Below are 12,079 nucleotides of genomic sequence, written 5' to 3'. Positions count from 1 at the left end.
GCCACGGACCCCCGGCGGCCGGGGCAACCAGGGCAACCAGGGCAGGCCGCTGAGCCCGGTGCCCGTCCGGGGCCGCCCGGCCCGCCTGTTCCGCCCGGCGCGTCCGGCGCGTCCGGCCGTCCGGCGCCGCCGATGGGCCAGGGGCAGCGCCCCGCCCCGTCCGGCCGCCCTCCGGACCGCCGCTGATACCTGTTCTAGGCGACCGTTCGTTTGCCTGTCCTCAAGGCTGATCTCGCCAACTAGAACCTGTTGCAGTTTCAGTTCGCCCCGCCTAGGGTCGGGGCTGTGCGGACACGAGTCACCGAACTATTCGGCATCGAATACCCGATCTTCGCGTTCAGTCATTGCCGCGACGTGGTCGCGGCCGTGAGCCGCGCCGGCGGCATGGGCGTCCTCGGCGCCCTCTACTTCAGCCCCGAGGAGCTCGAACTCGAACTCAAGTGGATCGACGAGCACGCGGGCGGCAAGCCCTACGGCGTGGACGTGGTGATGCCCGCGAAGTACGAGGGCGCCGACCTCGGCGACGCCGACGAACTGCTCGGCAGGCTCCAGGGCATGATCCCCGCCGAGCACCGGACGTTCCTGGAGGACCTGCTCGCCGAGCACGGCGTCGAGCCGTCCACCGGGACGGCCGGGCGGGCGCTGCTCGGCTGGACCGACCAGACCGCGCGCCCCCAGGTCGAGGTCGCGCTCAAGCACCCGATCGCGCTGCTGGCCAACGCGCTCGGCCCGCCGCCCGCCGACGTCGTCGCGCAGGCGCACGAGCACGGCGTGAAGGTCGCGGGCCTGGCCTCCAACGCCCGGCACGCCCGCAAGCAGGCCGACGTGGGCGTCGACATCATCGTGGCGCAGGGCACCGAGGCCGGCGGGCACACCGGCGACGTCTCCACGATGGTCCTCATCCCCGAGGTCGTGGACGCCGTCGGCGCCGAGACCATCGTCCTCGCCGCCGGGGGGATCGGCCGCGGCCGGCAGATGGCGGCGGGCCTTGCGCTCGGCGCCGAGGGCGTCTGGACCGGCTCCATCTGGCTCACCGTGGACGAGGCCGACACCCCCGAGCGGGCCCTGCCGAAGCTGCTCGGGGCCACCTCCCGCGACACCGTGCGGTCCCGCGCCTGGACGGGCAAGCCCGCCCGCTTCCTCAAGACCGCCTGGACCGAGGCGTGGGAGAGCGAGAGGTCCCCCGGCTACCTGCCGATGCCGATGCAGTTCATGCTGGTCGCGGATGCGCTGCCCCGCATCGCCCGCTCCGGCGATGGCGAGCTGGTCACGTTCCCGGTCGGCCAGATCGTCGGCTCCATGAACCAGGTCAAGCCCGCCGCGCAGGTCGTCTACGACCTGATCGAGGAGTACGTGGAGGCCGTCGACCGCCTCAACGCCATCACCGGCACCTGAACGGCCGCCGGGCCCCGCGCCCCGGCCGCCTGCCCGGCCGGGACCCGGACCGTCAGAAGCGCGTCATCCAGGAGACCGCCCGCGCGAGGACGTAGTAGACCACGGCCGCGATGGTCCAGTTGATGTAGAGCTGCTCCTCGGGGTCCCGGCGGGTGAAGACGTCGTGGAACGGGGTGGCGAGCCAGCGCCCGGCGTCGAGCACGGCGTCCACGATGTCGTTGCCGGGGTTGGCGTCGCCCCAGGTGAGCAGCATGCCGAGCGCGAGGATCACCACGGCCGCCCAGCCGGCGGCCAGGATCATCATGCTGACAGGGTTGGGCCTGGTGCGCCGCCACCTGCGGGGCTTGCGCTCCACCACGACGGTCTTGGTCGCGTCCGGAGCGCCCGTCCCGGTCCCGGCGGCCGGCGCCGTCCGCGACGGCCAGAGGCGCCGCCCTTGCCAGAACCGCCATCGCGGCGCGGCGGCCGGTGCGTCGCTGGTCTCCCGATGCTTGCGTCCTATGTGCAAGGCCATGGCCTGTCATTCCTTCCGTGGCTTGCCGTCCACGCGGGCTTGCCACGGCACGATCGCCACAAACCCCGGCCGGGGTTTCGGACACACCATTTCCCCGCCGGCGCGACGCGGTCAGCGCGAGCCGGCGGCCAGGGACAGCAGCGTCAGCGCGTCGTGATCGGAAGTGCCGGGGGCGGCCTGGTAGATCGTCAGGCGCTGGCCGGTGCCGCCGAGGCGCAGGGACTCGTAGAGCAGCGTGAGGTCGCCGACATCGGGATGGCGGAACGACTTGCGGCCGCCGCCCCGATGGCGGACGTCGTGGCGTCCCCACAACTCGGCGAACTCGGCGCTCTCGGCGGTGAGCTCCTCGCTGAGGGCGGTCAGGTCCGGTGCGCCGGGGTCGGTCTCCAGAACGCCGCGCAGGTTGGCGACGCAGCTAGCGGCCGAGCCGTCCCAGTCGGCGAGGAGGCTGCGGGCCGCCGGATGCAGGAAGACGTACCGGACGATGTTGCGCCGGTGCTCGGGCCAGTCGCCCATCCCGATGAACAGCGCCTGGGCTTCGGGGTTGGCGGCGAGGACGTCGCCCGTGCGGGCCACCACGTACGCGGGGCAGGGCCGGACGTTCTCCAGGAGCAGCCGCACCGCCGGACGGACCGTCCGGTCCGCGGTACGGCGCCCGGGGTAGGCGCGGCGGGCGGCGTGGCTGGCCAGCGCGTACAGGTGGGCGTGCTCCTCGTCGTCGAGCCTGAGCGCGGCGGCCAGGGCGTCCAGGACGGCGCTGCTCGGGTTGGTCTCCCTGCCCTGCTCCAGGCGGATGTAGTAGTCGATGCTCACGCCGGAGAGCGCGGCCAGCTCCTCACGGCGCAGGCCGGGCGTGCGGCGCAGGCCGGTGCCCGGCGGGAGCCCGACGTCGGACGGCCGAACACGGGCGCGGCGGGCGCGCAGGAAGGCGCCGAGTGCGCTCGACACCCGACAAGTCTGGCAGCCGGCCCGGTGGCATGGGTAGCCCCGTCACTGCCAGGAACGCGGGGAACTGGCGCCCCGGCCGGGGCGCCGGGACTCTCGGGACATGACCTACGACGCGAGCTCGACGGCGATGGACGTGATCGGCGGGCACAACCTGACCGGCAAGGAGACGATCGTGACGGGAGGGGCGTCCGGGCTGGGCCTGGAGACCGCGAGGGCGTTCGCGGAGGCGGGCGCCCGCGTCGTGCTGGCCGGGCGCGACTCCGCGAAGGGCGAGGAGGCGGCGGCGCGGCTGCGCGAGGACACCGGGAACGGCCGGGTGGTCTTCCGGCCGCTCGACCTCGGCTCCCTGGAGTCGGTCCGCCGCTGGGTGCACGCCCACGCGGCCACCGGCAGGCCGCTGCACATCCTGGTGGCCAACGCCGGGATCATGGCCACGCCGCTGACCCGGACGGCCGAGGGCTTCGAGTCGCAGTTCGGCGTCAACCATCTCGGGCACTTCGCCCTCACGCTGGGACTGCTGCCGTCCCTGCGCGCGGCGGGCGGGGCGCGCGTGGTGTCGCTGTCGTCGCGGGCGCACCGGCGCGGCGACGTCGACCTCGACGACCCCAACTACCTGTACCGGCCGTACGACCCCTGGGAGGCGTACGGCCAGTCCAAGACCGCCACCGCGCTGTTCGCCGTCGGCATGACCGCCCACTTCGCGGGGGACGGCATCACCTGCAACGCGGTCATGCCGGGCGCCATCATGACCGGGCTGCAGCGGCACATCCCGCGGCGGGAACTGGCGGAGACGGGCTGGTCGGCCGAGGAGCGGCCGCCCGGCTGGAAGACGCCGGAGCAGGGCGCGGCCACCTCCGTCTGGGCCGCCGTCGCGCCGGAGCTCGACGGCGTGAGCGGCAAGTACCTCGACGACTGCGCCATCGCCGGGCCGTGGACGGGGACCGGGGATCCGCCGAACGGCCACTACCTGCGCCACGCCCTGGATCCCGAGCGCGCCGAACGGCTCTGGGATCTGTCGGAGCTCCTCGTCGACGAAGGCCGATAGCCTGAGATCACGCGTGTACTCCTCTGCCGGGAGGCGGTCCGATGGGCGGTGCGGGCGGTGGGCTGCGTCCCATCGACCTGGCGCGGGCCGCGGGCGTCTCGACCCAGCAGATCCGCGACTACGAGGACGCGGGCGTCCTGCCCCCCGTCCCGCGCACCCCGTCCGGCTACCGGCGGTTCGACGCCGTCCACCGCGAGGCCGCGCTCACCTACCAGGCGCTCGCGCGCGGGCACGGAGGGGACGCCGCGCAGGCGATCATGCGGGCCGTCCACGCGGGGGACCTGCCCCAGGCGTACGCGCTCGTGGACGCGGGGCACGCGGCCCTGCACGAGCAGCGGCTCTCGCTCCGCGCCACCGGCGAGGCGCTCCAGGCGGTCGCGGAGCGGAAGCCGGACACCTCGGCCGTGCCCCGGGCGGGCCTGCGCATCGGGGAGGCCGCCGCGCACCTGGGGGTCCGCGCGTCCGCGCTGCGCATGTGGGAGTCCGCCGGCCTCCTGGTGCCCGCACGCGACCCGGCCACCGGGTACCGGCTCTACGGCCCGTCCGACGTCCGCGACGCGCGGATGGTCATCCTGCTGCGCCAGGGCCGTCACCCGCTACCGCAGATCCGTCTCGTGCTGGACGACCTGCGCCGGACGGGCGGCGCCGGCGCGCTCGGCGAGGCCATCGCGCGGCGGGGCGCGGAACTCGCGCTGCGGTCGGCGGCCATGATCGAGGGCTCCGGCCGCCTGCACCACTACGTCACGGCCCGGGCGTCGGGGAATTCGATTTCCAGGACGCCGGAACGGGAATGAGGGGCCGGATTCTCGGCGGACACCGGGGCGGCCGGGAACCGGGCGCTGTGCTCATGGTCCTGGGCACGGTCAATGCGTCCCGCGGAACGCGGACGTCGGCACCGCGCCCGGGCGCCCCCTGTCTCGCGGACCGGCCGTCCCGGCGCACAGGGGGCGGCGAGGCCGCCGGTCACCCTCCGGACCGCCGCGCCGCGCCGGACGGCGGTGACGGACGCGGCGGGGCGCGGCACGGGCGCCGGACGGGCCCGTCCGGGGCCCGGGTGGTGCCGTCCGCGACCCGGGTCGCCGCGGTGGTCCGCCGGGCTGTCCGAAATTCTCATGGAACGTGCCGGTGACGCCTCCTGTCCCACGGGACGGGGGACCGGCCGCCTGGGGAACAACGCAGGTCGCGTGTCGTGGGTCGGTCCCCGGTGCGGAAACGGATCATTGAGCCGCCCGGGACGGCCGGTTTCCGATCATGGCCGATGGGCCCCTTAACGGAACCCACTACCGTTCGGTAAAACGGTGCACTTTTACCGCGCGGCTGACTTAATTTACGAAACAGAGACATCCTTGTGTCCGATCGTTCACATGCGAATCTGAGACACGCCACCCGTTTGCCGGTATCTTGCGTTGTGCTCGTCTCCTGGTGACTATCGCGATTGAATCGAAGATCATCTGACAAAGGCGGAGTGCGGTGAACGGGTCGGAAATAATTTCCTACAACGAGCTGCAATCGTGGCTTATTGACAGGATCGCCTTCTACCTCGACAAGCCCATCGAGAACATCGATCCGAGTGTCGAGCTCGCGCGCTACGGCGTGGATTCTGTCTATGCCATCAGCATCATCAGCGACATCGAGGACCACCTCCAGGTCGAGGTCGACGTGGCCGAGGCGCGGCGCCGGGAGACGGTCGCCGACCTCACCGACTACCTGCTCGCCCTCGTCGCGTGATGGGCGGCCGGCCCGGTGCCGGCGCCGGGCGTCCCATGGTGGTGCTCGGCGACAGCGTGGCCGAGGGGCAGGACGATCCCGACCCGGCGGGCGGCTGGCTCGGCTGGGCCGGGCGGCTCGCCCGCCACCTGGACATTCCACGCGACCGGCTCGTCAACCTGTCCACGCCCGGGGCGACGATCGAGGACGTGGTCCGCGACCAGCTCCCGGCCGCGCGGGAGCCGACACCGGAGCTGGTGATGCTCGGCTGCGGCATGAACGACGCGCTGAACGGCTTCGAGCGGGCGCGGGTGGCCGATCGGCTCGCCGAGGTGTTCGGCTGGGCCCGGGCGGCCGGCGCGGTGGCCATCGCCATTCCCGTGCCGCGCCCACCGTTCTTGGAACGATCTCCGATGTCGCAGTTCCGCCGGAAACGGGTGGTGCAGCGGATCGCCGACTTCAACGAGGAACTCGACCGGGTATCCCAGGAATTCGGAATGACGTTCCCGGCGCGGGAATCGGTGTCGAAGGTCGCGGACCCGTCGATGTGGAGCGCCGACGGAATCCATCTCAATGTCGCGGGGCACGCGTATGTCGCGGAGGTGATCGCGCACATCGCCCGAAGCCTGCTGGGGGAGCGGGCCAGCTGATCCTCGGGGGCCTGCCGAAGCTGGGGATAGAGATGAAGAGACCATTCCTCGAACGTGTCCCGCAGTCGGTGACGCTGCTCGCGCTCGCGCCGATCCTCGTCGTCCAGGGCTGGCGCACCGTGCGCCGCACCCCCCGGCTCGACCCCGCCACCGGGGACGAGCAGGGCGTCGCGGCCGAAGACGGGCAGGGCGGCGCGGGCGGGGCGGGGCCCGCGGACGGATCGGACGCGGCGTTCCGGCTCATCGTGCTCGGAGAGTCCACGGCCGTGGGCGTGGGAGCGACGGCCCACGCCGAGGCGCTGCCGGGCTTCCTCGCCGAGGCGCTGCGGGAACGGCTGAGACGCAGCGTGGCCTGGTCGGTCGCCGGGGAGAACGGCGCCACGGTCCGCAAGGTCATCGCCGGCCTCCCGCCGCCCGGCGGCGCCGTCCCGGGTCCCGACCTCGTGGTCGTCGCCGTGGGGATCAACGACCTGATCCGGCGCCGTCCGCTGAAACGGTGGACGGCCGATGTGACCGCGCTCATCACCGCGCTGCACCGCAGGTACGACGGGGCGACCGTCCTCGTCGCGGGCATGCCTCCGGTGCACCGGTTCCCCGCGATCCCGCGGCCCCTGCGCCTGGTCCTCGGGGCCCGGGCGCAGGCCATGGACAGGCTCATGCGCGAGGCGGCGCGGGCCGGCGGCGCGCTCCACGCGCCCATGGACGAGGCCATGGCGCGCGACCGCCGGCTGTTCGCCTCCGACGGGTTCCATCCGTCGCCGGCCGGCTACCGGGCCTGGGCCGAGGACCTGGCCCGCGTCGTCCCGGCGGGGGCGGCGCACTGACCGCGACCCGTGGCCCGGCGGGCCGACGACCGGCAAGCGAAAGGCAGCGCAGGTGACCGTTCCCGGAACGTTCCGACATGCGGTGGAGGCCAAGGACCTCGCCGCGATCACTCGGGCGCTGGATCCCGATATCGAGTTCCTCAGCCCGGTGATGGCGAAGCCGTACCGCGGGCGTGACGCGGTGACGGCGCTGCTGCGGGTGCTTTTGGAGGTTTTTGAGGACTTCCGCTACACCGATGAGCTGGTGGGCGTCGTCGCGGAGGGTTCGGCGCCGTCGCGGGCGCTGGTCTTCAGTGCCCGGGTGCGGGGCACGTCGGTGCAGGGGCTGGACCTGCTCAGGTTCGGCGAGGGCGGCCTGGTCACCGGGCTGACGGTGATGGTGCGGCCGCTGCCCGCGGCGATGACCCTCGCCCGGGTGGTCGGCAGGCGGATGGAGGAAACCGGGCCGCCCGCTTGAGGCGGGGGCCTGTCACCCACGCCGGCCCGCCCGCCCGGCGCGGCGGGTTCGGCGATACGGCCAGCTAGAGGGAGTCGAGGAAGAGATGGACGGAAAGGTCCCCGCACGCGCAGTACTGTCCCCGGCGCACCGGATCGCCGCCGATCTGGACGCCTATCTCGGCGACCCCATGGATGAGGAGGCCGGGCCCTTCTCCTACAGGGCCATCGTGGAGGCCGAGGAACGCGATGAGATCCCGCCCGGCGCGGTCGACGCCGTCCGGGCGTGGGGGTTCCCGGCGTACCTGGTGCCCAGCGGGCTGGGTGGGCGCCTGACCACGTTGGAGGAGCTGTTCTTTGTCACCCGCGGTATCTCGCGGCGCAGCGTCACGGTGGCGGTGATGTACGGGTCGGGGCTGCTGGCGGTGAACCCGGTGTGGCTGTGGGGCAGTGCCCGGCAGCGTGAGACGGTGGCCGACGGGGTGCTGCGCGGCGACCTGGCCTGTTTCGGGGTCTCGGAGGCCGACCATGGCAGCGATGTGATGGCGTCGCAGGCCCAAGCCCGGTCCGAGGGTGAGGATCTGGTGTTGAACGGGACCAAGTGGCCGGTGGGCAACGCCACTCGGGGCCGGTTCGTCACCACCTACGCCAAGACCGGGAGCAGGGACTTCTCGTTGTTGCTGGTGGACAAGCGGGAGTTGGCGCCGCAGTGCTGGTCGGTGCTGCCGCCGGTGCGGACGGTGGGGCTGCGCGGGCATGACCTGTCGGGGGTGGCGTTCACCGACGCCCGCGTGTCGGCCGATTGTGTGATCGGGCGGCGCGGGTCGGGGCTGGTGCAGACGCTGAAGACGCTGCAGATCACCCGGACCGCCATCGCGGCGCTGTCGGTGGGCACGATGGACGCGGTGGTGCGGATCGGGATGGAGTACTCGCGGCAGCGCACCCTGTACGGGGCCGACATCTACCGCATCCCGGTGATCCGCGACCATCTGGTCAAGACGCATCTGGACCTGCTGATCGCCGAGTGCGTGGCGATCCCGGTGTCGCGCGCGCTGACGGTGGCGCCGCAGCGGCTCAGCCTGTGGTCGTCGATCGTGAAGTACTTCGTGCCGGTGCTGGGCGAGGAGGTGGTGGCCAGCATCGGCACCGTCCTGGCGGCGCGCGGGTACCTGCGGGAGGGCGTCGCGCACGGGGTGTTCCAGAAGCTGCAGCGCGACCACGCGATCGCGAGCATCTTCGAGGGCACCACGCACGTCAACCTCGCCAACGTCGCCGGCCAGCTGCCGTTCCTCATCGCGCCGCCGGAGGAGACCGGGGCCGAGGACGATCTGCTGGCCGACCTGTTCTCCTGGACGCGCACGCCCCCGACCTGGCGGCCGGACGGGCGGCTGCTCCAGCTCACCAACGAGGGCCGCGACGAGGTCGGCCAGCGGTTCGAGGCCATCGCCGACGAACTGCTCACCGCCGCCAACACCCACGCGGCGCCCGGCGTCGCCGCCGAGCTGAAAGACCTGGTGTCGAGCATCGGCGGCCTGCGCTCCACGCTGGACGCCGGCATCCGCGCGAGCGAGGCCGACACCACCTCGGTGGCCGCGCTGGCGCGCGCGCGGCGGTACTGCGAGCTGCACGCGATGGTGTCGTGCATGCTCACCTGGATCCACAATCGCCGCGAGTTCGGTGGGCCGTTCGCCGGCGGCCAGTGGCTGGTGCTGTGCCTGCAGCGGCTCTTGCAGCGCGCCCAGCCCGACACCGTCCTGTCCGAGGAGTTCCTGCCCGCCCTGGAGGACGCGATGTTCCGCAGCTTCGACGACCACCGATGGTTCTCGCTGCTGTCGATGGCCGAGGACGACCGGTCGATGCTGCGCGCGGGGGAGTGACGGCCCATGCGGCCCCATACCGACTTCGTGTCGGCCGTGCGCGCCAACGTCCTGGCCCACGGGGACGGGCGCGGCTTCACCTTCGTCCGCGAGGACAAGGCCCCGCCGCGCGGCACACCCCCGCACGGCGGTGCGGGCCGCAGGTATCGGGAGGACACGCTGGGGTTCGCCGAGCTCGACCGGCGGGCGCGCGCGCTGGCCTGCCGGCTGGAGGCCATGGGATTGCGCGACCACGCCGTGCTGCTGCTGTACCCGGAGGGGCTGGAGTTCCTGACCGGATTCCTGGCCTGCCTGTACGCGCGCGTCATCGCCGTCCCGGCGCCGCTGCCCGCGCTGGCCGCCGAGCGGTTCGGGCGCACCCGGCGGATCATCGACGACGCCGACATCGCCTGGATCCTCACCGACGCCGCCCACACCGTCACGCTCGGGAAATGGCTGGCCGAGGCCGGGCTGACCGGACGGGTCCGCTGCCTGGACACCCAGACCGCCCGCCCCGCCGACCCGGCGGGGTGGACCAAGCCGGAGTTCTCCCCGGGCACCCTGGCGTTCCTGCAGTACACCTCGGGGTCGACCGGCGAGCCCAAGGGCGTGATGGTCTCCCACGGCAACCTGCTGGGCAACGGCGAGGAGATCAAACGCCGGATCGGCGGGTCCGCCGACACCGTCGGGGTCGGCTGGGTCCCGCACTACCACGACATGGGCCTGGTCGGGCAGTTCCTGGAACCGCTCTACCTGGGCTGCCGGTATGTGTTCACCTCGCCGATCACCTTCATCAAGCGGCCCGTGCTGTGGCTGGAGATGATCACCCGGCACCGGGCGACGATCACCGTGGCACCCAACTTCGGGTACGAGCTGGTGCTGCGCCGCCTCAGCCCGGGGCAGCTGGACGGCCTGGACCTGTCGTCCCTGCGGATCGCCAAGAACGGCGCCGAACCCGTCCGCGCCGCGACGCTGGAGCGGGTGGCCGAGCGGCTCGCGCCCGCCGGGTTCCAGCCCCGGATGTGGATGCCCTGCTACGGCATGGCCGAGACGACGCTGCTGGTCACCGGCGCGCCCGCCGGCACCGGCCCGGTCATCCGCGACTTCGACGCAGACGCCCTCACCCACGACGAGGCCCGCGCCCTGAACGACCCCCCCGACCCCGCCGAACCCGCCGAACCGTCGTCCGAACCGTCCTCCGAGGCGTCCGGCGGCGGGGCGGCGGCGGGCGTGCGGCGGCTGGTCAGCAGCGGACGCCCCGTCACCCTGGACGTGCGGATCGTCGACCCGCGGACCCGGACCGTCCTGCCCGACGGACGCGCCGGGGAGATCTGGGTGCGCGGCGCAAGCGTCGCCCAGGGCTACTGGCGGCGGCCCGCCGACACCCGCGAGACCTTCGGCGCCCACACCGCCGACGGCACCGGTCCCTACCTGCGCACCGGCGACCTGGGATTCCTCGACGGCGGCGAGCTGTACGTCACCGGCCGCATCAAAGACCTGATCATCGTCAACGGCCGCAACATCCACGCCCAAGACGTCGAGGAGGCCGCCCAGGCCGCCCACCCCGCGGTCGACACCGCCGCCGCGTTCTGCGTCGACGACGGCACCGAGCACGTCGTCGTGGTCCAGGAGGTCAGCACCCGGCTGGCTGGGCAGACCCCGCTGCCGGAGCTGGCGTCACTGGTCAAGACCCACCTCGCGCGCACCTTCGAACTGCCCGCCCTGAGCGTGGCGCTGTGCGGCCGGGGCGCGGTCCGCCGCACCACCAGCGGCAAGATGCAGCGCCGGCTGACCCGCCGCGACTTCCTCGACGGACGGATCACCGAGCTGGCCGGGGACCTGGAACCCGGTCTCGCGGCGCTCCGCCCCGGTCCCGCGAATCCGCCGAAGAACCCCGAAACGGACCGGAATCCGGCCCCGGAACCCGTCCGTCCAGACGAACCTAGTCAAAAGCATGACTAATCATGTCCTTGTCTGCTAGTGTCGGTCATCACCCTGAGTCAAGGCGGGGAGAGACGGCCGATGGCACTACGTCACGCGGTGCTGGCTGCGCTGCTCGACGGCGAGTACAGCGGCTACCAGCTGGCCAAGATCTTCGATTTGTCGGTCTCCAACTTCTGGCATGCCGTACCGCAGCAGCTCTACTCGGAGCTGTCGAAGCTGGAGACCGAAAACCTGATCAGCGGACGGCAGATCATTCAGCACGACCGCCCGAACAAGCGGGTGTACACCGTCACGCAGGCCGGGATCGCGGAGTTGGAGCGGTTCGCCGCCACTCCCGCCAAGCCCGGGATCATCCGCGAGAACCTGCTGGTCATGGTGCAGGCCGTCGACCACATCTCCGCGGACTCGGTGATCGCGCAGTTGGAGGACCGGGCCCTGGCGTCCGCCGCCAAGGTCGAGATCTTCGAGCGCACCCTGCAGCACCTGCGCGGCGACCTCGACGAGGAGACGTACCTGCAGAGCGCCGCACCGATCGGCCCCTACCTGACCTGCCTGCGGGGCCGCCGGTTCGAGCAGGAGAACTACGACTGGTTCAAGAGCACCGCCCGGCTGCTGCGCGCCAGGGCGGGCGCCCACGCAGAGGAAGGGGGCCCGTCGTGACCCGCGCACCGCGCCGTCCGGCGGCCCCCGGCCCCTCGAACGCCGTGCCGCCGCATGCCCGAACGGCGGCGGCACCGGCACCTACCCCCAGTGGCCCCACC

The 12,079-nt window shown here is 72.7% G+C and carries 12 protein-coding genes and 1 pseudogene; 11 read left to right on the top strand and 2 right to left on the bottom strand.

The genetic code is table 11. The annotated features are described in order from the left end of the window. Both E1298_RS49785 and E1298_RS35900 read left to right on the top strand, forming a co-directional pair. Positions 1-186, top strand: a pseudogene (locus tag E1298_RS49785) (hypothetical protein); the annotation flags it as partial. Between the two features lie 99 nt (positions 187-285). Next, positions 286-1,395, top strand: a complete 1,110-nt coding sequence (locus tag E1298_RS35900) for an NAD(P)H-dependent flavin oxidoreductase (protein WP_131901354.1) — start codon at positions 286-288, stop codon at positions 1,393-1,395. A gap of 52 nt (positions 1,396-1,447) precedes the next feature. Here the strand turns inward: E1298_RS35900 and E1298_RS35895 are convergent, their stop codons facing one another. Then, positions 1,448-1,909 carry a hypothetical protein gene (locus E1298_RS35895; RefSeq protein ID WP_131901352.1) on the bottom strand — a complete coding sequence of 154 codons (462 nt, stop codon included), beginning with the start codon at positions 1,907-1,909 and terminating at the stop codon, positions 1,448-1,450. Positions 1,910-2,020: 111 nt separating this feature from the next. Then, positions 2,021-2,857 (bottom strand): helix-turn-helix domain-containing protein, encoded by an 837-nt coding sequence (locus tag E1298_RS35890; RefSeq protein ID WP_131901350.1) that lies wholly within the window; start codon positions 2,855-2,857, stop codon positions 2,021-2,023. A 100-nt stretch (positions 2,858-2,957) separates the two neighbouring features. On the opposite strand from E1298_RS35890, the gene E1298_RS35885 reads away from it, so the two are divergent. The 9 genes from E1298_RS35885 to E1298_RS35845 all read left to right on the top strand — a co-directional run bounded on the left by E1298_RS35885 (position 2,958) and on the right by E1298_RS35845 (position 11,978). After that, positions 2,958-3,902, top strand: coding sequence for an SDR family NAD(P)-dependent oxidoreductase (locus E1298_RS35885; protein WP_131901348.1), 945 nt, complete (start codon positions 2,958-2,960; stop codon positions 3,900-3,902). 41 nt (positions 3,903-3,943) lie between these two features. Continuing rightward, positions 3,944-4,696 (top strand): MerR family transcriptional regulator, encoded by a 753-nt coding sequence (locus tag E1298_RS35880; protein WP_131901346.1) that lies wholly within the window; start codon positions 3,944-3,946, stop codon positions 4,694-4,696. Between the two features lie 676 nt (positions 4,697-5,372). Beyond that, a complete protein-coding gene (locus E1298_RS35875; protein ID WP_131901344.1) occupies positions 5,373-5,630 on the top strand; it encodes an acyl carrier protein in 258 nt (85 codons plus the stop codon). Next, positions 5,630-6,259 (top strand): SGNH/GDSL hydrolase family protein, encoded by a 630-nt coding sequence (locus E1298_RS35870; protein WP_131901342.1) that lies wholly within the window; start codon positions 5,630-5,632, stop codon positions 6,257-6,259. Before E1298_RS35875 ends, E1298_RS35870 begins: the two co-directional genes overlap by 1 nt. A 32-nt stretch (positions 6,260-6,291) precedes the next feature. Then, complete coding sequence (locus tag E1298_RS35865) at positions 6,292-7,083, top strand: SGNH/GDSL hydrolase family protein (RefSeq protein ID WP_131901340.1); 792 nt, start codon at positions 6,292-6,294, stop codon at positions 7,081-7,083. Between the two features lie 52 nt (positions 7,084-7,135). Further along, on the top strand, positions 7,136-7,540 hold the full coding sequence (locus E1298_RS35860; protein ID WP_131901338.1) for a nuclear transport factor 2 family protein: 405 nt from the start codon (positions 7,136-7,138) through the stop codon (positions 7,538-7,540). 85 nt (positions 7,541-7,625) lie between these two features. Next, complete coding sequence (locus E1298_RS35855) at positions 7,626-9,395, top strand: acyl-CoA dehydrogenase family protein (RefSeq protein ID WP_131901336.1); 1,770 nt, start codon at positions 7,626-7,628, stop codon at positions 9,393-9,395. 6 nt (positions 9,396-9,401) lie between these two features. Continuing rightward, a complete protein-coding gene (locus E1298_RS35850) occupies positions 9,402-11,336 on the top strand; it encodes a fatty acyl-AMP ligase (protein ID WP_131901334.1) in 1,935 nt (644 codons plus the stop codon). 60 nt (positions 11,337-11,396) lie between these two features. Then, positions 11,397-11,978, top strand: coding sequence for a PadR family transcriptional regulator (locus E1298_RS35845; RefSeq protein WP_131901332.1), 582 nt, complete (start codon positions 11,397-11,399; stop codon positions 11,976-11,978). Positions 11,979-12,079 lie beyond the last annotated feature (101 nt).

The organism is Actinomadura rubrisoli (genome assembly GCF_004349215.1).
Lineage (GTDB): Bacteria > Actinomycetota > Actinomycetes > Streptosporangiales > Streptosporangiaceae > Spirillospora > Spirillospora rubrisoli.
The sequence above is the reverse complement of the archived record's forward strand: the minus strand, read 5'-3'. Positions and strand labels throughout refer to the sequence as shown.

Excerpts from the sequence above, each read along its gene's own strand:
- E1298_RS35850 (WP_131901334.1), top strand. The coding sequence starts at position 9,402 with ATGCGGCCCCATACCGACTTCGTGTCGGCCGTGCGCGCCAACGTCCTG.
- E1298_RS35845 (WP_131901332.1), top strand. The coding sequence starts at position 11,397 with ATGGCACTACGTCACGCGGTGCTGGCTGCGCTGCTCGACGGCGAGTAC.
- E1298_RS35870 (WP_131901342.1), top strand. The coding sequence starts at position 5,630 with ATGGGCGGCCGGCCCGGTGCCGGCGCCGGGCGTCCCATGGTGGTGCTC.
- E1298_RS35885 (WP_131901348.1), top strand. The coding sequence starts at position 2,958 with ATGACCTACGACGCGAGCTCGACGGCGATGGACGTGATCGGCGGGCAC.
- E1298_RS35855 (WP_131901336.1), top strand. The coding sequence starts at position 7,626 with ATGGACGGAAAGGTCCCCGCACGCGCAGTACTGTCCCCGGCGCACCGG.
- E1298_RS35865 (WP_131901340.1), top strand. The coding sequence starts at position 6,292 with ATGAAGAGACCATTCCTCGAACGTGTCCCGCAGTCGGTGACGCTGCTC.
- E1298_RS35880 (WP_131901346.1), top strand. The coding sequence starts at position 3,944 with ATGGGCGGTGCGGGCGGTGGGCTGCGTCCCATCGACCTGGCGCGGGCC.
- E1298_RS35895 (WP_131901352.1), bottom strand. The coding sequence starts at position 1,909 with ATGGCCTTGCACATAGGACGCAAGCATCGGGAGACCAGCGACGCACCG.